Source organism: Kitasatospora sp. NEAU-CNBT7 (assembly GCF_057220535.1).
On record NZ_JBXQQB010000033.1, the window covers coordinates 1 to 21,281 of the forward strand.

Here is a 21,281-nt window from a genome sequence, read left to right on the forward strand (position 1 = left end):
CGCCACCAAGGCCCAGCAGATCAACGTCGCCGAGAAGGTCCTCGCCTCCCAGGGCCCCGGCGCCTGGCCGGTCTGCTCCGTCAAGGCCGGCCTCACCAAGTAAGGCCCACGCACGACGCACGTCCGGTGCCCCGCCCACCCCCACCCAGGGGTGCGCGGGGCACCGGCGCGTCCGGCCCCGGCCCGAGCCGCTCCCGGTCCGGGCCGGTCCCGGTCCTGGTCCGGTGGTCCTGGTCCGGGCGGCCTACGCCGAAGGGCCCGCCGCGCTCGCGGCCGGCGCCCGATCTGCCGGGGACGGTCCGGGAGGCAGGCTCGGGGCATGACCGAAACGCAGCGCGAGCCGCACCACCTCCACCACCACGCCCCGCAGGGCCGCCGGCCCGGCCGGGCACCCGTCGCCGTCGTCACCGGCGCCTCCCGCGGCCTCGGCCGCGAACTGTCCCGCGCGCTCGCCGCCGACGGCTGGCACCTGGTGATCACCGCCCGCGACCCCGCCGCCCTCGCCGAGGCGGAGACCGAACTCGCCGCCGTCACCGAGGTGGTGGCCCTGCCGGGTTCCGTCGTCGACGACGACCACCGGGTGCGCCTCGCCGAGGCCGCGGCCGCGCTCGGCGGCGCCGACCTCCTGGTCAACAACGCCTCCACGCTCACCGGTTACGACCTGAACGGCGCCCCGCTGCCCACCCTCGCCGAGCACCCCCGGCCCGGGCTGCTGGAGACCTTCGAGGCCAACGTGCTCGGCCCGACCGTCCTCACCCAGCTCCTGCTGCACCAACTGCGCGTCCGGAGCGGCGCCGTCCTCAACATCAGCTCCGACGCGGCCGTCGAGCCGTACCCGGGCTGGGGCGCGTACGGCGCCAGCAAGGCCGCCCTCGACCAGATCTCCGCCGTACTCGCCCGCGAGGAGCCGGACCTGCGGGTCTGGGCCGTCGACCCCGGCGACCTGCGCACCCGGATGCACCAGGAGGCCTTCCCCGGCGAGGACATCTCCGACCGGCCGCTGCCCGCCACCGTCGTCCCCGCCTTCCGTGCCCTGCTGCGCGACCGTCCCGCCTCCGGCCGCTACAGCGCCGCGGCCCTGCTCGCGGACGGTGAGTGAGATGACGGTCGGTCACGTACCGGACGGCCGCATCGCCGTCACCGTCCCGCCCGAACTCTCGGCCCACGCACCGGCGGAGGCGCGGGGCCTCGCCCGCGACGGCATCAGGATGCTGGTCGGCCGGCGCGACACCCTCGCCGCCGAACACCGGCACTTCCACGAACTGCCCGAACTGCTGCGCCCGGGCGACCTGCTGGTGGTCAACAACTCGGCCACCGTGCCCGCCGCCCTGCCCGGCCGCCTCCCGGACGGCACGGAGGTCGCCCTGCACCTGTCCACCGCCCGCCCCGACCCGCTCGGCCACCACCTGGTCGAGCTGCGCCGCCCCACCGCGGGCGCCGCCGTGTACTACCCGCCGGGCAGCTCGCCCGCCCGGGCCGGGCTGCGGGTCGACCTGCCGGGCGGCGCGTCGGCGGAACTCACCGCCCCGCACACCCACCGGCTGTGGCACGCCAGGCTGGTCCTGCCGGGCCCGCCGATCGAGTACCTCGGCCGGTACGGCCGGGCGATCCGCTACGGCTACGTCGACCGGGACTGGCCGATCGAGGCCTACCAGACGGTCTTCGCGACCGAGCCGGGCAGCAGCGAAATGCCCAGCGCGGCAAGGCCGTTCACCGCCGCCACGGTGGCCCGGCTGGCCGCCCGCGGGGTCCTGGTCGCGCCGGTCACGCTGCACACCGGGGTCGCCTCGCCGGAGGCCCACGAACCGCCGTACGCCGAACGGTTCCGGGTCCCGCCGAGCACCGCCGGCCTGGTGGAGCACGTCCGCTCCGGCGGCGGACGGGTGGTCGCGGTCGGTACCACCGTGGTCCGGGCGCTCGAATCGGCGGCGGATCCGGCCGGGCGGCTCCACCCGGCCGAGGGCTGGACCGAACTGGTGATCACGCCCGAGCGCGGGGTCCGCGCGGTGGACGGCCTGCTCACCGGCTGGCACGAGCCGCAGGCCTCGCACCTGCTGATGCTGGAGGCGGTGGCCGGCCGGCCGCTGCTCGAGCGCTGCTACGCCGAGGCGGTGGCCGGCCGCTACCTCTGGCATGAGTTCGGCGACGTGAACCTGCTGCTGCCGGACTGACCCGGCCATCCGCCCCGCGCCGGCCGGCGCCGTACCGGGCCGCCGGGCCTCGGCGGCCCCGGAGGCACCCCGATCACCGGCCGGGGACCTGCCCCACGGGGGTGGGCGGCTCCCCGGCCGGGTCCACCGAGTACCTGAGGACGTTCGAATCGCGCGGCTCCAAACCGAGCGAGCGGTACAGCCGGCCGGCCGCCACCCGGGACGGGCGCGAGGTGAGGTCGACCGTCCGCAGGCCCAGCTCGGCCGCTCGCCGGAGCGCGTCACGGGTCAGCGCCCGGACGGCCCCGTGGCCGAGCGCGGAGGCGTCCACCACCACGTCCTCGATCCAGGCCCGCAGGCCGCTCGGCAGCGGGAACACCACCAGCGTCAGGGTGCCCACGATCCGCCCGTCCAGCCGCGCGGCCGGCACGGCGTCGGCCGGGCAGCCGAGCACCTCGGCGACCGCCGCACAGCTCACCGGCGCACGGCTCACCGGCGCCGCGGAGGAGGACAGTTGCGGCACGAGCTTGCGACACGAGCTGCCGCAGCGCGGCGACGACCTCGTCGGCCGTCTCCGACACCCGGGAGATCTCCAGGGTCAGTCCGGGGTCGTGGCGTCAGCCCGGAGCGCGAGCCGCGAGGCAGGTGCGATCGGCGGAGCCGGGTCGGGCACGGCCGCGGCCGCAGCCCGGTCCCCGGCCGGTCGCCGGTCGCCCGCCTCTCGCGGCGGAAGGCCCGGCCCGCCCGGCCCCGGCGGTCCGGCCCGCCGGTGCGCCTGCCGTCCGCCCGCTCGGCCCGCCTGCCGCACCCGGCCCCGGCCGTCCGGCCCGTCCGGTGTCGTCATTCGGCCGCTGCCGGGCGCGGTCCGCCGCCACCGTCGGCGATCCGCCGGGCGAACCGCAGGACGTCCGCCGCGCCGTCCTCGGCCGCCAGCCGGCCGGCCAACTGCTGGGCGCGCGCCCGGTACAGGGGGTCGTGCACCGCCCGGTGCAGGGCGTCCGCCAGCCGGCCGGGGGTCAGCCGGGCCAGCGGGACGGGCCCCGGACTGACCCGGAGAGCCGTCAGCCGGGCCGCCCAGAAGGCCCCGTCGAGCTGGGCGGGTACGGGCACGGCGGGCACGCCCGCACGCAGTCCGGCGCCGGTGGTGCCCGCGCCGGAGTGGTGCACCACCGCCGCCATCCGGGGGAACAGCCAGGAGTGCGGGACCTCGTCCACCGTGAGCACGTCGGGCTGGTCCAACCGGAGCCCCGTCCAGCCGCGTTGGACCACTGCGCGGACCCGGGCCGCACGCAGCGCGGTGGCGACGGTCCGTCCCAGCCGCTGCGCGTCGGCCACCACCAGGCTGCCGAAGCCCACGTACACCGGCGGCGGCCCCGCGGCGAGGAACTCGGCCAGCCGGGCGGGTGGCTGCCAGTCGCCGTCGTCGTAGGGCCACCAGTAGCCGCTGATCCGGGCGGAGGCCGTCCAGTCCGCGGGCCGGGGGACCACGGAGGCGGAGAAGCCGTGGAAGACCGGCCAGTCCTCGCGGGCCCGTCGGCGCCGGCCGCGCGGGACGGGCGGCAGCCCGAGACGGGCGCGCAGGGCGGCGACCGTCGGTGCGTATAGCCGGTCCACTGCCAGGTCGGCCGCCCGGCCCGCCAGCAGGTTGCCCCGCCGCCCGAGCGAGCGGGCACTGCCGCCGACGACCGGGGGGAACGCGCCGGTCGGCCGCAGCGGCTGGAGGTACAGCCCCGCGCTGGGCACCCCGTACGCCTCGGCCGCCACCTGCCCCAGTGGCGCCGTCGGCGCGGAGAGCAGCACCAGGTCGGTGCCCTGCCGCACGGCGTCCAGCACCCCCGACGCCAGCTCGGGCAGGAACCGCCGGGTCATCCTGATCAGCCGCCCGACCGTCGCCGGGCCGCTGCCCGCCCGCAGCAGCCGCTGGCCGTGCTCGGAGGCGAGCTCGGCCCGGGGGTCGACCGGCAGCGGCCGGAACTCCAGCCCCGCTGACCGGACCTGGTCCCCGAAGGTGGTGTGGGTGGCCAGTGCGACGGTGAACCCGGCGGCGGCCAGCCGGCTCCCGAGCCCGAGGAACGGGGACACGTCGCCGCGCGAACCGGCGGTCGCGATCAGAATGCGCACAGGGCCGAGTATCCCCGCCCGGCGGTCCGCTCCTGTGCGCCCGCGGCCCGTCCCGGGGCGCCGGCGGCGGCCCGCCGTGGGACGCCTGCTCGGCCGTCCGCCAGCGGAGTTGACGCCGGCCGGGCGGCCGGGCGGCGAGTCCGAGGTACGGCCCGGGATTCACCGGTACGGGGGAGCGCGCCGGACCGGCGGTCCGCACCCCGGCCGTTCGGGGCATTGGGCCGACCTTGCAACTGCTTGGCCCGTTCATGGGCCTCTCGACCGGTATTGCCCGAATTGATGCTGAAAGGCATTCGGGGATTTCCCGGCCGACCCACCGGCGTGGATAATCCGTGGTCAACCCGGATGTCCGCATGGCATTCTGGCGCCGCCACGCGATCGGGCCCCCGCCCGGTTCGGCGGGCTCTCTTCCGTGCCGGGCCGCGACGGAGCGGATGTCAGATCGATCCGCTAAAGTCGCGGACCGTCGCCCCACCTCACCTCACCTGGGAATTCTTCTTGAACCTCGACTTCTCCGCCGATCCGCTGTTCTCCTGGTACGTCGTCCTGCTGTTCGTCAGCGGTCTGGCCCTCGTCGGCATCGCCGCTGCCGGACTGGGCCAGGGCGCCGGAATGCGGGCTCTGAACGCCCTCTTCGGCATCGGATTCCTCGGCTACGGCGTCTACCTCGGGGTCATTTTCGACGGTGGCAGCTACTTCATCTTCTTCAAGGTGTTCATTCTGCCGGTCGTGCTGATCGCCGCCGCCGTCAAGAACTTCACCGAGCGCAGCAACCGGGCGCAGGCCCCGGCCCCGGTGCAGCCGCCGGCCGACGCCGCGAACTGAGACTGCGCGCGTATCGCGCGAAATGCCGGGCGGACAGGGAGGCTTCCTGTCCGCCCGGCTTTTGATGTGCCGTCAGCCACGAGCCGTGAGCCGTGAGCCGTGAGCCGCGAGCCGCGAGCCATGAGCCGTCAGTCGTGAGCCGTCGACCGCGCCCGCACCCTGACGCGGCGCCAGGGCCCGGCGCCGGGGCCGTCACTCGTAGCGGTACAGCAGCGACTCCGCCTCCGAGCGGAGGATGTCCGCCAGGGTCAGCGTCGGGTCGCCCAGGTGGGAGAGGGTGACCTCGGCGGAGCTCGGGGCGGCGTCCGGGGCCGGCCAGTGCTCGGGCTTCCAGGCGGAGCTGCGCAGGAGTGCCTTGGGGCAGTGCCCGTAGACCTCCTCGGCCTCGACGACGATCGCGCTGCGCGGCGGCCTGCCGACCGGCGTGAGCCGCTCCAGCAGCCGGGGGTCGGTGGAGACGCAGGCCCGCCCGTTGACCCGCAGGGTGGCCTCGCGGCCCGGGATGACGAAGATCAGGCCGGCCCGCCCGGTCTCCACGATGTTGTGCAGCGAGTCCAGCCGCCGGTTGCCGGTGGCGTCGGGCAGGGCGAGCGTGTACTCGTCCAGCACCGAGACGAATCCGGGCGGGCCGCCGCGCGGGGTCACGTCGCAGCGTCCGTCGGCGCCGGCGCTGGCCAGGAACACCAGGGGGGAGAGGCCGATCACGCTCCGTGCCGCCTCGTGGATCCGGTCGACCTCCTTGCGCCGGACCAGGTCGCTCGGTACCTCGTACAGCTCGCGCAGCCCGGTCACCTCCCGGACGGCGGTGGAGGCGAGTGCGGCGAAGACGGGGCTGCGGGGCGCGGACGGTGTGTTCACGTACCGGGAACCTAGCCGGGTGCGGGCCCGCGGGGGAAGGCATTTCGGCTGCGGCGCCCGGCCGTCGCGGGGCCGCCGGTATTCCCGTGACCGGACGGTGGCGGAGTGAAGCAGGCCACATGCCGGGGGTCTGCTGCCCGCTCGGCGGCCGTGGCAGAATGACAGGTGTAGTAGCAGTGACGTTCAGCGCACTCCGGGGTCGGTGAAAATCCGAACCGGCGGTTACAGTCCGCGACCCGTCCGCAGCCAGCGGCCGGTTGACCAGGTGAAATTCCTGGACCGACGGTTAAAGTCCGGATGGGAGGCGTGCGCGGCGGATCAGTTGGACCACGGCTTGCCCCGCGAGCCGTGGCACAGGTGCGACGGGAGAGCTCCCGTCCGGCGACGGCGCCGGGCGCGGGGTGTCACCGCCCGTACCGGCTGTCCGCGTCATCTCCCATGTGCCGCCCCGGAGTCCGCGCCCCAAGCGCGAGGAGAACCCGGGTGTTCACCGGCATCATCGAAGAGCTCGGCGAGGTCGTCTCCATCGAGGAGATCGGCGACTCCTCGCGTATCCGTCTGCGTGGCCCGGTGGTCTGTTCGGACGCCCGCCACGGCGACTCCATCGCGGTCAACGGCGTCTGCCTGACCGTCCTCGACAAGCCCGAGCAACTGGCTGCCCGCACCGGCGAGTTCAGCGCCGACGTGATGGCCGAGACGCTGCACCGCTCCAGCCTCGGCGCGCTGCGGCCCGGCTCCCGGGTGAACCTGGAGCGCGCCATGTCGCTCGGCGCCCGGCTCGGCGGCCACCTGGTCCAGGGCCACGTCGACGCGACCGGCACCCTGCTCTCCCGCGAGAGCGGCGACCTCGACGCCGACGGCACCCCGCGCTGGGAGGTGCTGCGCTTCTCGCTGCCCCAGGGCATCACCCGCTACCTGGTCGAGAAGGGCTCGATCACCGTCGACGGCGTCAGCCTGACCGTGGTCGAGGCCGCCCTCGACTCCTTCACCGTCTCGCTGATCCCCGCCACCCTCGAACTGACCACGCTCGGCGCCAAGGCCGTCGGCGACCCGGTCAACCTCGAGGTCGACGTCCTCGCCAAGTACGTCGAGCGGCTGCTCGAGACCCGCACCCTGCCCGCCACCATCGCCGGGGAGCCGAAGTGAACTGGCTCGGCGGCACCGCCTTCACCGCCTTCGGCCAGCACGTGATCTGGTCCGACATGCTGGGCAACCTGCTCGGCTTCGCCGGCCTCGCGCTCGGCTGGCGCCGCTCGGTGTGGAGCTGGCCGGTCCAGCTGCTCTCCGGTGCGGTGCTGATCACCGCCTACCTCGGCGGCGACTCGCCCAACCCCGGCCTGATCGGCAAGCAGGTGATCGTGATCGCCGCGGCCGCCTGGGGCTGGACCCGCTGGCAGCAGGGACGGCGGAGCTCCGGCGAGATCGCCGTCCGGTTCGCCTCCTGGCGTGAACGGGCCGCGCTCACCGCCGCGCTGGCGCTCGGCACGCTCGCCCTCGCCGGGCTCTACTTCGCCAACCCGTCCTGGTCCTGGAGCCCGTGGGCCGACGCCTACATCTTCGTCGGCACGCTGGCCGCGATGTATGCCCAGGCCCGCGGCTGGGTCGAGTTCTGGTTCGCCTGGATCGCGGTCGACGTGGTCGGCGTCCCGCTCGCCTTCAACAGCGGCTACGCCTTCTCCGGCCTCACCTACAGCATCTACTTCGTCCTGGTGCTGCTCGGCCTGCGCTCCTGGTGGCTGCGCAGCCGCGCCCCGCGCCCCGGGCGCACCAACGTCCCCCAGGGAGTGACGGCATGACCACCGATCAGATCGTCGACGAGCCGGTGCTCGACCCGGTCGAGCGAGCCATCGCCGACATCGCCCTCGGCCGCCCGGTGATCGTGGTGGACGACGAGGACCGCGAGAACGAGGGCGACATCGTCTTCGCCGCCTCGGCCGCCACCCCCGAGCTGATGGCCTTCACCATCCGCTACAGCTCCGGCGTGATCTGCGTCCCGATGACCGGCGACGAGCTGGACCGGCTCGACCTGCCCCCCATGACCCGGGTCAACGAGGACCGCAAGGGCACCGCGTACGCGGTCTCGGTGGACGCCCGCGACGGCGTCTCCACCGGCATCTCGGCCGCCGACCGGGCTCGCACCGTCCGGCTGCTCGCCGCGGCCGCCACCGAGCCGGGCGACCTGACCCGGCCCGGCCACGTCTTCCCGCTGCGCGCCGTCGAGGGCGGGGTGCTGGTGCGCCCCGGCCACACCGAGGCCGCCGTCGACCTGGCCCGGCTGGCGGGTCTCGCCCCCGCCGGCGCGATCGCCGAGGTGGTCAACGACGACGGCACCATGGCCCGGCTGCCCGAGCTGGTGGCCTTCGCCCGCGAACACGGCCTGGCGATCATCTCGATCGAGGACCTCATCGCCTACCGCCGCCGCACCGAGCTGCACGTGGACCGGGCCGCGGTCACCGCGCTGCCCACCGAGCACGGCGAGTTCACCGCGGTCGCCTACCGCGGCACCATCGACGGCGTCGAGCACCTGGCCCTGGTGGCCGGCGGACTGGACGCCGAGGGGCGGCTGCCCGAGGGCGAGGACGTCCTGGTCCGGCTGCACTCGGAGTGCCTCACCGGCGACGTGTTCGGCTCGCTGCGCTGCGACTGCGGCCCGCAGCTGCAGGCCTCGCTGCAGCAGATCGCCGAGGCCGGCCGCGGCGTGGTGCTGTACCTGCGCGGCCACGAGGGCCGCGGCATCGGCCTGGCCCACAAGCTGCGCGCCTACGAGCTCCAGGAGCAGGGCCGTGACACCGTCGACGCCAACCTGGAACTCGGGCTGCCCGCCGACGGCCGGGACTACAGCATCGGCGCCCAGATGCTCGCCGACCTCGGCGTGCGCTCGCTGACCCTGCTCACCAACAACCCGGACAAGCACGCCGCGCTCACCGAGCACGGCCTGAAGGTCAAGGGCCGGCTGCCGCTCGCGGTCCGCACCAGCGAGCACAACCTCGGCTACCTGCGCACCAAGCGGGACCGGATGGGCCACCAGCTGCCCTGGCTCGACGACGACGGCGCCTGACCCGCACCCCCCATCCCGACCCATCCCGACCACGCCCGACCCCATCCAGCGAACAGGAAGTAGAGACGTGAGCGGCCACGGAGCCCCCGAGCTGACCCTGAAGAACTGCGCCGACCTGCGGGTCGCGGTGATCGCCGCGCAGTGGCACGACCAGGTCATGAACGGCCTGCTGGACGGCGCCCACCGGGCGCTCAAGGAACTCGGCATCGACGAGCCCACCGTGGTCCGCGTCCCGGGCACCTTCGAACTGCCGGTCGCCGCCAAGCAGCTGGCCGGCCGCGGCTACGACGCCGTGGTCGCCCTCGGCGTGGTGATCCGCGGTGGCACCCCGCACTTCGACTACGTCTGCCAGGCCGCCACCCTCGGCCTCACCGAGGTCGCCGTGCAGACCGGCGTCCCGGTCGGCTTCGGCGTCCTGACCTGCGACAACGAGGAGCAGGCGCTGGACCGTGCGGGCCTGCCCGGCTCGGCCGAGGACAAGGGCCACGAGGCCGTCACCGCCGCGCTGGCCACCGTCGCCGCGCTGCGCGCGGTCTCCGAGCCCTGGCACTGAGGTACCCGACCCCGCCGGCCCGGACCACCGCGGCCGGCGGGCCCCGCGGGGGTGTCCAGCGGACTGTCCACGTTGCGGAACTGTTTACCGGCCCCTCGCCGGCAGGCCGTAAGGTGAGTTCATCATGGCTTCCAAGACATTCGAGGAGCTCTTCTCCGAGCTCCAGCAGAAGGCCGCCTCCGGCGACCCCTCGTCCTCCCGTACCGCGCAGCTCGTCCAGCAGGGCGTCCATGCGATCGGCAAGAAGGTCGTCGAGGAGGCCGCCGAGGTCTGGATGGCCGCCGAGCACGAGTCCGACGAGCGGACGGCCGAGGAGATCTCCCAGCTCCTGTACCACCTTCAGGTGATGATGGTCGCGCGCGGGCTGACGCTCGACGACGTCTACGCCCACCTCTGATCCGCACCCCCAGCTCCGTACCGAACCGCCTCCCAGCGAAGGAATCCGCCTCTCATGCTGCGCATCGCCGTCCCCAACAAGGGTTCGCTCTCGGGTCCCGCGGCGGAGATGCTCCATGAGGCCGGGTACCGGCAGCGCAAGGACCCCAAGGAACTGGTGCTGGTCGACCCGGACAACCAGGTGGAGTTCTTCTTCCTGCGCCCCCGCGACATCGCCGTCTACGTCGGCTCCGGCCGGCTGGACGTCGGCATCACCGGCCGCGACCTGCTGCTGGACTCCGCGTCCGACGCCGAGGAGGTGCTGTCGCTCGGTTTCAGCGGCTCCACCTTCCGGTTCGCCAAGCCGGTCGGTCTGGACGTCACGGACGTGCAGAGCCTGGAGGGCCTGCGGATCGCCACCTCGTACACCGGCCTGGTCGAGCAGCACCTGGCCGAGCAGGGCGTCAAGGCGACCGTGACCAAGCTGGACGGCGCGGTGGAGACCGCGGTGCAGCTCGGTGTCGCGGACGTGATCGCGGACGTGGTGGAGACCGGCACCAGCCTGCGCAACGCGGGCCTGGAGGTGTTCGGCGAGCCGATCCTGGTCTCCGACGCCGTGGTGATCCGCCCCAAGGGCGCGGGCGAGGACGCGGGCGTCGAGCAGTTCATGCGCCGCCTCCAGGGCGTGCTGGTGGCCCGCCGCTACGTGCTGATGGACTACGACATCCGGGTCGAGAAGGTGAGCGAGGCGGTCGCCCTCACCCCCGGGCTGGAGTCGCCGACCGTCTCGCCGCTGCACACCGAGGGCTGGGTGGCGGTCCGTTCGATGGTGCTCCGCAAGGAGGCCCAGCGGATCATGGACGACCTGTGGGGCATCGGCGCCCGGGCGATCCTGGTGACCAACATCCACGCCTGCCGCCTCTGACCTCCTCCGAGCAACCCGACCGACCCGACGCGGGCGGGGGCCTGGCGGCCTCCGCCCGTTCCCCCTGGAGCCACGACGTGTCCACCGCCGACGCCCTCCCCGTCACCTGGGCCCCCCGCCGCACCCGGGCCGTGCTGGTGCCGATGTCCGTGCTGCTGGTGATCGTCTTCACCGTGATCGCCTTCGCGCTGCCCGCCAACTGGCACCTCAACGACCGGGTGGCGATGGTGGTCAGCGGACTGCTGTTCGCCGGTGTCGCGCTGATGCTGGCCCGGCCGCGGGTGCGGGCCGACGCCGGGGGCGTGACCGTGGTCAACTTCGTCCGCAGCCGCCGGCTGGCCTGGGCGGAGATCGTCCGGGTCAACTTCCGGGCGGGCGATCCCTGGGTGACGCTGGACCTGGCCGACGGCACCGCGCTGGCGGCCGTGGGCATCCAGGCCGGCGGCGGCCGGGACCGGGCCATCGCGGCCGCCCGCACCCTGCGCGACCTGGTCGACGGCCACCAGGCCTCCTGAGCGCTCCCGGCGTGCCGCCGCGGCCCCACCGAACAAGATCCCTACACTCGTTCGGGTATCGTCTACGCTGGTAAAGCCGGGGCAAAGCACCCGGCCGCCTTCGAGCCCATCCCGACCAGAGGAGTGACACCTCCCCTCGATGGACGATCCGTCCGGTAGTACCAGCGCCGCCTCGCCCCGCACGCACGGAAGGCAGGCGGCCCCGTGACCACCGCCTGGCTCATGCTCGCGGCCGCCGTGCTGCTCATCCTCGCCAACGGCCTCTTCGTGGCCGCCGAGTTCGCCTTCGTCACCGTCGAGCGCGGTGAGGTCGAACGGGCCGCCGCCGGCGGCGACCGCCGCGCCAAGGGCCTGCTGAAGGCCCTGCGCAAGCTCTCCTTCCAGCTCTCCGGCGCGCAGCTGGGCATCACCGTCACCTCACTGGTGGTCGGCATGCTCGCCGCGCCCGCGCTCTCCGAGCTGCTCTCCCCGGTGCTGACCGCCGTGGGCATCCCCGCCTCCGCCGCGACCACCGTCGCCGTCATCGGCGGACTGGTGCTCGCCACCGTGGTCCAGATGGTGATCGGCGAGCTGGTCCCGAAGAACTGGGCGATCGCCCGGCCGGTCCAGGTCGCCTACGCGGTGGTCGGTCCCCAGCGGGCCTTCTCGACCGTCTGCCGGCCGCTGATCACCGTCCTGAACGGCGCCGCCGACCGGCTGGTCCGGGCCATCGGCCTGGAGCCCCAGGAGGAGCTGGGCCACGCCCGCACGCCCGCCGAACTGGTCGCGCTGGCCCGGCACTCGGCCCGCGAGGGCGCGATAGACGAGGAGTCCGCCACCCTCTTCGTGCGCACGCTCGGCCTCGGCCAGCTGACCGCGGAGAGCGTGATGACCCCCCGGGTCGCTGTCGCCGCCCTCCAGCAGGACGCCAGCGCCGCCGACGTGATCAACCTGACCAGGGCCACCGGCCTGTCCCGGTTCCCGGTCTACGGCCACAGCCTGGACGAGGTCAGCGGCACGGTCACGCTCAAGGACGCGCTCGCCGTCCCGGCCGAGCACCGCGCCGCCACCCGGGTCGGCCCGCTCGCCGTCACCCCGCTGCTGGTCCCCGGGACGCTGCCCGCCGAGCGCCTGCTCGACCTGCTGCGCCGCCAGCAGCCGATGGCCATCGTGGTCGACGAGTACGGCGGCACCGCCGGCGTGGTCACCATCGAGGACATCGTCGAGGAGGTGGTCGGCGAGGTGCAGGACGAGCACGACCCCGCCGACGTCCCCGAGCTGCGCCCGCTGCCCGCCGTCGACGGCCTGCCCGTCTGGGAGGCCGACGGCCGGGCCAGGACCGACCAGCTGGAGAGCATCGGCCTGCACGCCCCGGAGGGCCCGTACGAGACCCTCGGCGGGCTGCTCGCCGACCTGCTCGGCAAGCTCCCCGAGGTCGGCGAGCAGGCCGAGCTGCCCGGCTGGCACTTCACCGTGCTCGCCGTGGAGCGGCACCGCACCAGCCGGGTGGAGATCCGGCGCACCCGCGACGACCGGTACGACGAGGACCAGACCCGATGACCGTGCTCCTGCTGGCCGCCTCGATCCTGCTGCTGCTCGGCAACGCCTTCTTCGTCGGGGCCGAGTTCGCGGTCATCTCGGTCCGGCGCAGCCAGATCGAACCGCTCGCCGAGGCCGGCGACCGGCGGGCCCGGACCGTGCTGCACGCGCTGTCCAACGTCTCCGCCATGCTGGCCGCCGCCCAACTCGGCATCACGGTCTGCTCACTGCTGCTCGGCGCGCTCGCCGAGCCGACCATCGCCGACCTGGTGGAGGGGCCGTTCCACGCGATCGGCGTGCCCGAGTCGCTGATGCACCCGCTCAGCTACGCGCTGGCCCTGGCGCTGGTGGTCTTCCTGCACATGGTGGTCGGCGAGATGGTGCCCAAGAACATCGCGCTGGCCGGCCCGGAGAAGGCCGCGCTGTGGCTCGGCCCGCCGCTGGACCGGCTGGCCCGCTGGATCGCCCCGGTGATCCGCTTCCTGAACGCCTTCGCCAACGCGGTGCTGCGGCTGTTCAAGGTGCAGGGCCGGGACGAGGTGGCGTCGGTCTTCACCACCGAGCAACTGGTCCTGCTGCTCACCGACTCCCGGGACGCGGGCCTGCTGGACCGCAGCCGCCAGGAGCGGCTGGAGGACGCGCTGGAGCTCGGCGACCGGCCGATCACCGAGGTCCTGCTGCCGCCCGAGCAGCTGGTCTCGGTCGGCACCGACGTGACCGGCCGGGAGATCGAGCGGCTCGCGGTGCGGACCGGCTTCTCGCGCTTCCCGGTGGTCGGCGCGGACGGCACCGTCCGCGGGTACCTGCACGTCAAGGACAGCCTGGAGGTTGAGGACCCGGACGCGGCGGTGCCCGCCCGGCTGTGGCGTCCGGTCACCGTGCTCCCGGGCACCATGCGCCTGGACGACGCGCTCGGGGCGATGCGCCGGGACGCCGCGCACCTCGCGGTGGCGGCCGCCCCGGACGGCCGCCAGCTGGGCCTGGTCGCACTGGAGGACGTCCTGGAGGAGCTGGTCGGCGAGGTCCACGACCCGGACCACCGCCCGGCGGCCCGCACCTGACACCCCCGCCGCCCGCGGACCGCCCCCGAGCCCGCCGAGGCCGGGGGCGGTCGCCGTCCGGGCCCGGGGTCAGGTGCCGCCGCGGCCGTCGATCAGCTCGCCGTAGGCCTGCAGCAGGTCGGGCAGGCGCAGCGCCGCCAGGTCCTCCCGGCTGGGCAGCCCGCCCTGCGCGGACAGCCGCAGGTCCCGGTAGGCGCAGGACTTCTCGTAGAGGGTCCGCACGAAGCGGCCGTTGCCGAGGTCGTCGATCCAGCCCTCGCCGACCACGTGGGCGCAGATCGAGGCCAGCTCCTCGCCGGCGTCCTGGTCCCAGCCGTCGCCGTCGGCGGCGGCCAGCGTGCGGCCGATCTCGGCCAGCTCGGCGGGCCGGTAGCTGGGGAAGTCGACCCGGGTGGTGAACCGGGAGTTGAGGCCGGGGTTGGCGGCCAGCAGCCGGTTCATCCCGGCCGGGTAGCCGGCCAGGATCACCACCAGCCGGTCGCGGTTGTCCTCGGCGCGCTTGAGCAGCACCTGCAGCGCCTCGTCGCCGTACGCGTCGCCCTTGGTGTAGCCCGAGTTGGCCAGGCTGTAGGCCTCGTCGATGAACAGCACGCCGTCCAGCGCCGAGTCGATCAGCTCGTTCGCCTTGACCGCGGTCTGGCCGAGGAACTCGCCCACCAGGTCCGCCCGCTGCGCCTCGACCAGGTGGTCGCCGGAGAGCAGGCCGAGCGCGTGGAAGACCCGGCCGAGGATCCGGGCGACCGTGGTCTTGCCGGTGCCGGAGGGCCCGGAGAAGACGAAGTGACGTTTCGGCGGCTGCACCGGCAGCCCCTGGTCGGCCCGCAGCCGGGCCATCCGCAGCTGCGCCGACAACGCCCTGACCTGCCGCTTCACCGGATCCAGGCCCACCATCCGCTCGAGTGCGGCGAGCGCCTCGGCCAACTGGCCGTCGTCGCCCGCCGCCCCGCCCGCGCCGCGCGGGTACACCGCGCCGGCCGCCGGCCGGTCCTGCGGCCCGGCGACCACGGCCGCGGACGCGGGACCGGCGGCGCACGCCGAGCGGTCCGCGGAGGGAGGCTCGCCGGCGGCGTCGCCCGCGGCCTCGCCCCCGGGAGCGGGGGAGCCGAACCGGCCGCCCGGCCCGCCCCCGCCGGCCGGGGCGGCCACGCCGAACCCCCCGGGACCGGACGGCTCGGAGGCCTCGGCCGGCTCCTGGCCCGGCGCCGGGCCCTCCTGCGGTCCGGCGCCCGGCCCGGGCCCGGGCCCGCGGCCGGCGCCGGGGTCAGGATCCGGATCCGGGTCGAACTCGGAGTCGGGCAGCGCCGGTTCGAGCATCGCCCGGTCCTCGTCGGAGAGCAGCAGCCCCTCCAGCACCCCGTCGGTGGCGATCGCGGCCAGCCGCGCGGAGGTGTCCATGAACGCCGGATCGGCCCGGTGCACGGCACGGTACAGCGGCAGCGCGGCGGCGCTGCGCCCGGCGCCCTCGTACGCCCGCGCCAGCCAGTACCGCAGCTCCTTGCGCTGCGGCTGCTCGGAGCGGCAGCGGGCCAGCGACGCGGCCAGCGGGGCCTGGGCCTGGGCGCACATGTCGAGCCGGACCCGGGCCATCCCGCCGAACAGCCCGGCCTCGATGCCGAGCACCGGGTCGTCCAGCAGCCGGTCGGTGTCCCGGATCAGCTGCTCCCAGTCCTTCACCAGGTAGGAGCGGCAGGCGTGCAGGAAGCGGACCGAGGGGTCCTGCTCGGGCGGCGGGCACTCGGCGAGCGCGCGGTCCAGCTCGGCCAGGTGCCGGCCGTCGAGCCAGTGCGAGGCGTGCGCCAGCAGCAGGTCGCGGGTGTCCTCGAGGACCGGCTGCACCCACCAGCCCAGCCAGTACCAGGAGCTGAGCGGCCGTCGGTGGCGTCTGCGCTGCTCCCCGAACCGGTCCTGGTGGCGGTACATCGCGAGCAGCGCGCCGGAGGTGTCGCTGCGCAGCGCGTGCAGGCCGAGCCAGGCGTCGGCCATCGCCGGGTCGAGTTCGACGGCGGTGCGGAACTCCTCCTCGGCGCGCGCGTAGGAACCGGCCGCGTAGGCGTCGGTGGCGCGCAGCCAGGCGCGGTCGGCCTGCCGGGCAGCCCCCGGGCCGCCGGAACCGAAGTCGGACGTCTCCACCGCCACTCACGCCCCCCGCCGAGTGCATCGAGGCCAAGTCGGTCGACGAGCGGCAGGCAACCCCCGCCCGTCCGTCCGCAACCCCCGGAGCGCCTGTGCGCCTGACTGGAATCGTACCGGCGCGAGGCTGATCCGGAAGGGTGCCGCACCGCTTCAAATCCAAGGGGTGGCCGGGCTGTTGGCCCCGGCGGGGGCGGCGGGGGAGGACAGCACGGCGCCTCCGGCTCACGGGGGAACAGGCCGGAGGCGCCGAGTCCAATGTTGCGGGATCAACTATCTCCCGCGTGAAGTGAACCTAAGTCCTGGCGACGTCCCAGGTCAAGGGCCGTGCGCGGGGTCACCGACGGTGCCCCGGACGATCCGTCCGGTGACCCCGTCGACCCGCAGGCCGGCGTACGGGCGGCTGGGGTCGGCGGCGAAGTGCGCCCGCTCCGCGCGGGCCCAGCCGGCCCAGAACTCGGCCAGTTCCGGACCGTCCCGCAGCTCGCCCCGGCGCCGGGCGGCGGCCGCGTCCAGCTCCATCCACACCAGGGCGGCGAGCGCCGGGCGCACCGCGCGCCGTCCCGCGCCGACCCCCTCCAGCAGGACCACCGGCGCCGCCGGGATCCGCCGGGTGGAGGTGAAGCGCCGCAGCGTCCAGTCGTAGACCCGGTACTCGGCGGTCCGGCCGGCCGCCAGCGGTGCCAGCACCTGCGCCCGCAGCCGTCCGACCCAGCCGAACGGCTCCTCGTGGGTCGCCAGGTCGTCCAGGTGCACCACCGGCGCCCCGCCGAGCGCGGCGGCCAGCCGGGCCGCGAAGGTGGTCTTGCCGGACCCGGCGTGCCCGTCCACCGCGACCAGCCGCACCGGGCCGAGCGAGGGCGCCAGGGCGCCCAGCCGGTCCGGCAGGCTGTCCGGGATTTCCGGTATGTCGGAGATGTCGCGAGTGTCGGCCGGGTCAATCACCTGGCCACTCTAGGACTCCGTTCGATGGGCGTTCGACCGCCGACGGTGACTGCCTGGGCCGATATCGGGCATACTCGCATCGCCGCGCCTGTGAACGACCGTTCACTTCGGCCGGTGACGGTCCACCCAGACCCGTCAGCCCCGTCCCCGGGCCCGCCACACCAGGGCCCGCCGAATCGAGGAGACGCAGCCATGAGCGCCGTATCCGCCAAGCCCGTGGACCGTCAGCTGCCCAGCGAGGAGGCCCGCGAGCTGCTCGGCCTCACCCGCGAGCTGGTACAGAACGAGGTCGCCCCGCACGCCGCCGCCGACGAGGCCGGTGACCGCTTCCCGCGCGAGGTGTTCCGCACCCTCGGCCGGGCCGGCCTGCTGTCCCTGCCGTACGGCGAGCAGTACGGCGGCGGCGACCAGCCCTACGAGGTCTACCTCCAGGTCCTGGAGGAGCTGGCGGCCGGCTGGCTGGCCGTCGGCCTCGGCGTCAGCGTGCACACCCTCTCCTGCCACGCCCTGGCCGTCTTCGGCACCGACGAGCAGCGCGACCGCTGGCTGCCCGGCATGCTCAGCGGCGAGCAGCTCGGCGCGTACTGCCTCTCCGAGCCGCAGTCGGGCTCCGACGCCGCCTCGCTGCGCACCCGCGCGGTGGTGGACGGCGAGGAGTACGTGGTCAGCGGCACCAAGGCGTGGATCACCCACGGCGGCCACGCGGACTTCTACAGCTCCATGGTGCGCACCGGCGAGGACGGCGCCCGCGGCATCAGCTGCCTGCTGGTGCCGGGCGGCGCGGCCGGCCTCTCGGCGGCCCCGCCGGAGCACAAGATGGGCATGCGGTCCTCGCCGACCGCACAGCTGCACTTCGACGGCGTCCGGGTGGCCCGCGAGCGGCTGATCGGCGAGGAGGGCCAGGGCTTCCAGATCGCCCTGGCCGCCCTCGACTCGGGCCGGCTCGGCATCGCGGCCTGCGCGATCGGCGTGGCCCAGGCGGCGCTGGACCTGGCCGTCGACTACGCCGGCACCCGGCAGCAGTTCGGCCGGCCGATCGCCGACTTCCAGGGGCTGTCCTTCATGCTCGCCGACATGGCCACCCAGATCGAGGCCGGCCGGGCGCTGTACCTGGCCGCCGCCCGGCTCAAGGACGCCGGTCTGGCCTTCTCCAAGGAGGCGGCGATGGCCAAGCTGTTCTGCACCGACGCCGCGATGCGGGTCACCACCGACGCGGTGCAGGTCCTCGGCGGCTACGGCTACACCCAGGACTACCCGGCCGAGCGCTACATGCGCGAGGCGAAGGTGCTGCAGATCGTCGAGGGCACCAACCAGGTCCAGCGCCTGGTCATCGGCCGGCACCTGACCGGCCGGTGACCGCGGGCCCGGGGAGCGGCGCCGGCAGCGGTCAGCGCCGTCCCCGGGCACCACGCTGGGCGGGCACCGGCGGGGCGTCCTCGACGGTGCGCCGCTGCCCGGCGTGCGAGAACGGCTGGGTGCGCCAGTCCAGCTCGGCGGGCAGGGCGAGCAGCTCGTCCAGGCCGGGCCCGGCGTGCTCGGCGGCGTCGCACTCGGCCAGGTCGTCGGCGGGCGAGCCGGAACCCGCGCAGACGGCCGGCGAGAAGGGGTGCCAGGCGGTCGGCAGGACGGCGTGCAGCGGCAGCCGGTCCTCGTCGCCCACCAGCGCGATCGGGCGGTCGCAGGACGGGCAGTGCACCCGGACGATCTCCCAGGTCTCGGCCTCGCCCGGGTCCGCCCCCGGGGTCGGGCCGAACTCGGCGTAGCCGTCGTCCTCGTGCCGTCCGGTCTCGGCGCGTTCGTCCTCGACGCTCGACGAGCGTTGGTCAGTGGCAGGCATCGGGATCCCCCTCGGATCGGGCCGGCCTCGGTAAGCCCGGGCCAACAGCAGCACTTCCCGCCGACGGACCGTCATAACCCTGCAGGTCGGCGCACGATGATGCACGGGGTGTGTCCTTCGCCACATTCTGATGGCATGTGCCCCCTGCAATGCGCCGGTTCGGTAACGGGGCCGGGCGGGGGCCTGCGGCGCCCCCGCCGGGACCGGCGGGCCGCGGGCGGTGCGCCGGATCGCCGCGCGCCGGGCGGATGAGCCGCCGGGTCGGCGTACGGCCCCCGGGGGCGCTAGGTTTGCGCCTTGTGGAGGATCTCGACCAGCGCATCGTCCAGCTGCTTCTCGAAGACGGCCGGATGAGCTACACGGACCTGGGCAAGGCCACCGGCCTGTCCACCTCGGCGGTGCACCAGCGGGTGCGCCGCCTCGAACAGCGGGGGGTGATCCGCGGCTACACGGCGATCGTCGACCCCCAGGCCGTCAACCTGGCGTTGACCGCCTTCATCTCCGTCAAGCCGTTCGACCCCAGCGCCCCCGACGACACCCCGGACCGGCTGGTCCAGCTGCCCGAGATCGAGGCCTGCCACAGCGTCGCCGGGGACGAGAACTACATCCTCAAGGTCAGGGTCCCCGGACCGGGCGACCTGGAGGACCTGCTGGCCCGGATCAGGTCCGCCGCCGGCGTCTCCACCCGCACCACCGTGGTGCTGTCCACCCCGTACGAGGCGCGCCCCCCGAAGCTCTGACGCGCACCGGTCGGGTGCAGACTTGTGCCCATGACCGAACGCACCAACCGCACCGTGCTGCTGCGCGGCGGCAACGTCTACAGCCCCGCCGACCCCTTCGCCACCGCCATGCTGGTGGAGGGGGAGCAGGTCGCCTGGGTCGGCAGCGACGGCGCGGCCGAGGCCTACGCCGACATCGCCGACGAGGTGGTGGAGCTGGCCGGTGCCCTGGTCACCCCGGCCTTCGTCGACGCCCACGTGCACGCCACCTCGACCGGCCTGGCGCTCACCGGCCTGGACCTGACCGGCTGCCCGACCCTGGCCGAGGCACTGGAGCGGATCACCCGCTTCGCCGCCGGCGCCCCCGCCGGCGGCGTGCTGATCGGCCACGGCTGGGACGAGTCCGGCTGGCCCGAGGGCCGCCCGCCGACCCAGGCCGAGCTCGACCGGGCGTCCGGCGGCGCCGCGCTGTACCTGTCGCGCACCGACGTGCACTCCGCGCTCGCCTCCACCGCGCTGCGCGCCCTCACCGAGGACCTGGCCGCCCTCCCCGGCCACCACCCCGACGGCCCGCTCAGCCGCGACGCCCACCACGCCGTACGGGCCGCCGCGCTGGCCCACCTCACACCGGACCAGCGTCGCACCGCCCAGCTGGCCACCCTGCGGCGCGCCGCCGAGCTCGGCATCGGCGCCCTGCACGAGTGCGCCGGCCCGCAGATCTCCTCCGAGCAGGACCTCGCGGCGCTGCTGGAGCTGGCCGCCGCCACCGACGGCCCCGAGGTCTTCGGCTACTGGGGCGAGCTCGGCGGCATCGACACCGCCCGGCGGCTCGGTGCGGTCGGCGCCGGCGGCGACCTGTTCGTCGACGGGGCGCTCGGCTCGCGCACCGCCTGCCTGCACACCCCCTACGCCGACGCCGAGCACACCGGCGCCGCCTACCTGAGCGCCGAGCAGATCGCCGACCACGTCGCCGCCTGCACCGAGGCGGGCCTGCAGGCCGGCTTCCACGCGATCGGCGACGCCGCGGTGACCGCCGTCCTGGACGGCGTGCGGGCCGCCGCCGACCGGGTCGGCCCCGCCCGGGTGAAGGCTGCCCGGCACCGGGTCGAGCACGCCGAGTCGCTCGACGACAAGGCCATCGCGGCCTTCACCGAGCTCGGCCTGACCGCCTCCGTGCAGCCCGCCTTCGACGCCGCCTGGGGCGGCCCCGACGGCATGTACGTCCAGCGCCTGGGCGCCGAGCGGGCGGCCGGCCTGAACCCGTTCGCCGCGCTGCTGAAGGCCGGCGTCCCGCTCGCCTTCGGCTCCGACGCGCCGGTCACCCCGCTCGACCCCTGGGGCACCGTCCGGGCCGCCGCCTTCCACCGCACCCCGGAGCACCGGATCTCGGTCCGCGCGGCCTTCACCGCCCACACCCGCGGCGGCTGGCGGGCGCTCGGCCGCGACCAGGACGGCGTGCTGGTGCCCGGCGCGGTCGCCAGCTTCGCGGTCTGGGACGCCACCGACCTGGTCGTGCAGGCCCCCGACGACCGGGTGGCCGGCTGGTCCACCGACCCCCGTTCCGGCACCCCCGGCCTGCCCGACCTCACCCCGGGCGCACCCCTGCCCACCTGCCTGCGCACCGTGGTCCGCGGCCGCACGGTGCACGTGCGGTGACCCGCCCGGACCCGGCCGGTGTGAGCCGCGACACC

At 74.9% G+C, this 21,281-nt stretch carries 21 protein-coding genes, 1 pseudogene and 1 riboswitch; of the genes and pseudogenes, 16 read left to right on the forward strand and 6 right to left on the reverse strand.

Annotated elements, in window-relative coordinates:
• From AC2TEW_RS31260 to AC2TEW_RS31270, 3 genes and pseudogenes are all read left to right on the forward strand, one after another.
• Nucleotides 1–100 (forward strand): annotated as a pseudogene (locus tag AC2TEW_RS31260) (transglycosylase family protein); the annotation flags it as partial.
• Nucleotides 101–319: 219 nt separating this feature from the next.
• Nucleotides 320–1,099, forward strand: coding sequence for an SDR family NAD(P)-dependent oxidoreductase (locus AC2TEW_RS31265; protein ID WP_484626705.1), 780 nt, complete (start codon nt 320–322; stop codon nt 1,097–1,099).
• A gap of 1 nt (nt 1,100) precedes the next feature.
• Nucleotides 1,101–2,171 carry an S-adenosylmethionine:tRNA ribosyltransferase-isomerase gene (locus AC2TEW_RS31270; protein ID WP_484626706.1) on the forward strand — a complete coding sequence of 357 codons (1,071 nt, stop codon included), beginning with the start codon at nt 1,101–1,103 and terminating at the stop codon, nt 2,169–2,171.
• A gap of 73 nt (nt 2,172–2,244) precedes the next feature.
• On the opposite strand, the gene AC2TEW_RS31275 is transcribed toward AC2TEW_RS31270, so the two are convergent.
• Together AC2TEW_RS31275 and AC2TEW_RS31280 are read right to left on the reverse strand one after the other, a co-directional pair.
• Nucleotides 2,245–2,628: a GNAT family N-acetyltransferase gene (locus AC2TEW_RS31275; protein WP_484626707.1), complete on the reverse strand. Its 384-nt coding sequence runs from the start codon at nt 2,626–2,628 to the stop codon at nt 2,245–2,247.
• Between the two features lie 362 nt (nt 2,629–2,990).
• Complete coding sequence (locus AC2TEW_RS31280) at nt 2,991–4,271, reverse strand: glycosyltransferase (protein ID WP_484626708.1); 1,281 nt, start codon at nt 4,269–4,271, stop codon at nt 2,991–2,993.
• A gap of 498 nt (nt 4,272–4,769) precedes the next feature.
• Here AC2TEW_RS31280 and AC2TEW_RS31285 point away from each other — a divergent pair, with 498 nt between their 5' ends.
• Nucleotides 4,770–5,096 carry a hypothetical protein gene (locus tag AC2TEW_RS31285; RefSeq protein WP_484626709.1) on the forward strand — a complete coding sequence of 109 codons (327 nt, stop codon included), beginning with the start codon at nt 4,770–4,772 and terminating at the stop codon, nt 5,094–5,096.
• Between the two features lie 192 nt (nt 5,097–5,288).
• Here AC2TEW_RS31285 and AC2TEW_RS31290 read toward each other — a convergent pair whose 3' ends face one another.
• Entirely contained in the window at nt 5,289–5,954 is a 666-nt protein-coding gene (locus AC2TEW_RS31290; protein WP_484626710.1) for an MSMEG_1061 family FMN-dependent PPOX-type flavoprotein, read from the reverse strand.
• 185 nt (nt 5,955–6,139) lie between these two features.
• Nucleotides 6,140–6,267, forward strand: a riboswitch (FMN riboswitch).
• A 170-nt stretch (nt 6,268–6,437) separates the two neighbouring features.
• On the opposite strand from AC2TEW_RS31290, the gene AC2TEW_RS31295 reads away from it, so the two are divergent.
• The 9 genes from AC2TEW_RS31295 (at nt 6,438) to AC2TEW_RS31335 (ending at nt 13,959) form a co-directional block, all read left to right on the forward strand.
• Nucleotides 6,438–7,100, forward strand: a complete 663-nt coding sequence (locus tag AC2TEW_RS31295) for a riboflavin synthase (protein ID WP_033823381.1) — start codon at nt 6,438–6,440, stop codon at nt 7,098–7,100.
• Entirely contained in the window at nt 7,097–7,750 is a 654-nt protein-coding gene (locus AC2TEW_RS31300) for a nicotinamide mononucleotide transporter family protein (RefSeq protein WP_484626711.1), read from the forward strand. Before AC2TEW_RS31295 ends, AC2TEW_RS31300 begins: the two co-directional genes overlap by 4 nt.
• Nucleotides 7,747–9,012: a bifunctional 3,4-dihydroxy-2-butanone-4-phosphate synthase/GTP cyclohydrolase II gene (locus AC2TEW_RS31305; protein WP_484626712.1), complete on the forward strand. Its 1,266-nt coding sequence runs from the start codon at nt 7,747–7,749 to the stop codon at nt 9,010–9,012. The genes AC2TEW_RS31300 and AC2TEW_RS31305 overlap by 4 nt, the downstream gene beginning before the upstream one ends.
• A 67-nt stretch (nt 9,013–9,079) precedes the next feature.
• Nucleotides 9,080–9,565, forward strand: coding sequence for a 6,7-dimethyl-8-ribityllumazine synthase (ribH, locus tag AC2TEW_RS31310; RefSeq protein ID WP_033823378.1), 486 nt, complete (start codon nt 9,080–9,082; stop codon nt 9,563–9,565).
• Nucleotides 9,566–9,689: 124 nt separating this feature from the next.
• Nucleotides 9,690–9,962, forward strand: a complete 273-nt coding sequence (locus AC2TEW_RS31315; RefSeq protein WP_484626713.1) for a phosphoribosyl-ATP diphosphatase — start codon at nt 9,690–9,692, stop codon at nt 9,960–9,962.
• 54 nt (nt 9,963–10,016) lie between these two features.
• A complete protein-coding gene (gene hisG, locus AC2TEW_RS31320; protein WP_033823376.1) occupies nt 10,017–10,865 on the forward strand; it encodes an ATP phosphoribosyltransferase in 849 nt (282 codons plus the stop codon).
• 77 nt (nt 10,866–10,942) lie between these two features.
• Nucleotides 10,943–11,380 carry a PH domain-containing protein gene (locus AC2TEW_RS31325; RefSeq protein ID WP_484626714.1) on the forward strand — a complete coding sequence of 146 codons (438 nt, stop codon included), beginning with the start codon at nt 10,943–10,945 and terminating at the stop codon, nt 11,378–11,380.
• Nucleotides 11,381–11,584: 204 nt separating this feature from the next.
• Nucleotides 11,585–12,919 carry a hemolysin family protein gene (locus AC2TEW_RS31330; RefSeq protein ID WP_484626715.1) on the forward strand — a complete coding sequence of 445 codons (1,335 nt, stop codon included), beginning with the start codon at nt 11,585–11,587 and terminating at the stop codon, nt 12,917–12,919.
• Nucleotides 12,916–13,959, forward strand: coding sequence for a hemolysin family protein (locus AC2TEW_RS31335; RefSeq protein WP_484626716.1), 1,044 nt, complete (start codon nt 12,916–12,918; stop codon nt 13,957–13,959). Before AC2TEW_RS31330 ends, AC2TEW_RS31335 begins: the two co-directional genes overlap by 4 nt.
• Before the next feature lie 69 nt (nt 13,960–14,028).
• On the opposite strand, the gene AC2TEW_RS31340 is transcribed toward AC2TEW_RS31335, so the two are convergent.
• Nucleotides 14,029–16,089, reverse strand: a complete 2,061-nt coding sequence (locus tag AC2TEW_RS31340; protein WP_484626717.1) for an AAA family ATPase — start codon at nt 16,087–16,089, stop codon at nt 14,029–14,031.
• Nucleotides 16,090–16,407: 318 nt separating this feature from the next.
• On the reverse strand, nt 16,408–17,007 hold the full coding sequence (locus AC2TEW_RS31345) for a uridine kinase family protein (RefSeq protein WP_484626772.1): 600 nt from the start codon (nt 17,005–17,007) through the stop codon (nt 16,408–16,410).
• A gap of 219 nt (nt 17,008–17,226) precedes the next feature.
• On the opposite strand from AC2TEW_RS31345, the gene AC2TEW_RS31350 reads away from it, so the two are divergent.
• The gene (locus tag AC2TEW_RS31350) at nt 17,227–18,390 is read left to right on the forward strand and encodes an acyl-CoA dehydrogenase family protein (RefSeq protein WP_484626718.1); all 1,164 of its coding nucleotides are present in this window, start codon (nt 17,227–17,229) and stop codon (nt 18,388–18,390) included.
• Between the two features lie 31 nt (nt 18,391–18,421).
• Here the strand turns inward: AC2TEW_RS31350 and AC2TEW_RS31355 are convergent, their stop codons facing one another.
• Nucleotides 18,422–18,871 (reverse strand): hypothetical protein, encoded by a 450-nt coding sequence (locus tag AC2TEW_RS31355; protein WP_484626719.1) that lies wholly within the window; start codon nt 18,869–18,871, stop codon nt 18,422–18,424.
• Nucleotides 18,872–19,170: 299 nt separating this feature from the next.
• On the opposite strand from AC2TEW_RS31355, the gene AC2TEW_RS31360 reads away from it, so the two are divergent.
• Nucleotides 19,171–19,611 carry an Lrp/AsnC family transcriptional regulator gene (locus AC2TEW_RS31360; RefSeq protein WP_199520361.1) on the forward strand — a complete coding sequence of 147 codons (441 nt, stop codon included), beginning with the start codon at nt 19,171–19,173 and terminating at the stop codon, nt 19,609–19,611.
• Nucleotides 19,612–19,641: 30 nt separating this feature from the next.
• Entirely contained in the window at nt 19,642–21,246 is a 1,605-nt protein-coding gene (locus tag AC2TEW_RS31365; RefSeq protein WP_484626720.1) for an amidohydrolase, read from the forward strand.
• Nucleotides 21,247–21,281: the final 35 nt, after the last annotated feature.

What these genes read in the sequence shown, in the direction of transcription:
- AC2TEW_RS31270 (WP_484626706.1), top strand. Translation starts at nt 1,101, where the DNA reads ATGACGGTCGGTCACGTACCGGACGGCCGCATCGCCGTCACCGTCCCG.
- AC2TEW_RS31265 (WP_484626705.1), top strand. Translation starts at nt 320, where the DNA reads ATGACCGAAACGCAGCGCGAGCCGCACCACCTCCACCACCACGCCCCG.
- hisG (WP_033823376.1), top strand. Translation starts at nt 10,017, where the DNA reads ATGCTGCGCATCGCCGTCCCCAACAAGGGTTCGCTCTCGGGTCCCGCG.
- AC2TEW_RS31335 (WP_484626716.1), top strand. Translation starts at nt 12,916, where the DNA reads ATGACCGTGCTCCTGCTGGCCGCCTCGATCCTGCTGCTGCTCGGCAAC.
- AC2TEW_RS31305 (WP_484626712.1), top strand. Translation starts at nt 7,747, where the DNA reads ATGACCACCGATCAGATCGTCGACGAGCCGGTGCTCGACCCGGTCGAG.
- AC2TEW_RS31355 (WP_484626719.1), bottom strand. Translation starts at nt 18,871, where the DNA reads ATGCCTGCCACTGACCAACGCTCGTCGAGCGTCGAGGACGAACGCGCC.
- AC2TEW_RS31365 (WP_484626720.1), top strand. Translation starts at nt 19,642, where the DNA reads ATGACCGAACGCACCAACCGCACCGTGCTGCTGCGCGGCGGCAACGTC.
- AC2TEW_RS31350 (WP_484626718.1), top strand. Translation starts at nt 17,227, where the DNA reads ATGAGCGCCGTATCCGCCAAGCCCGTGGACCGTCAGCTGCCCAGCGAG.
- AC2TEW_RS31315 (WP_484626713.1), top strand. Translation starts at nt 9,690, where the DNA reads ATGGCTTCCAAGACATTCGAGGAGCTCTTCTCCGAGCTCCAGCAGAAG.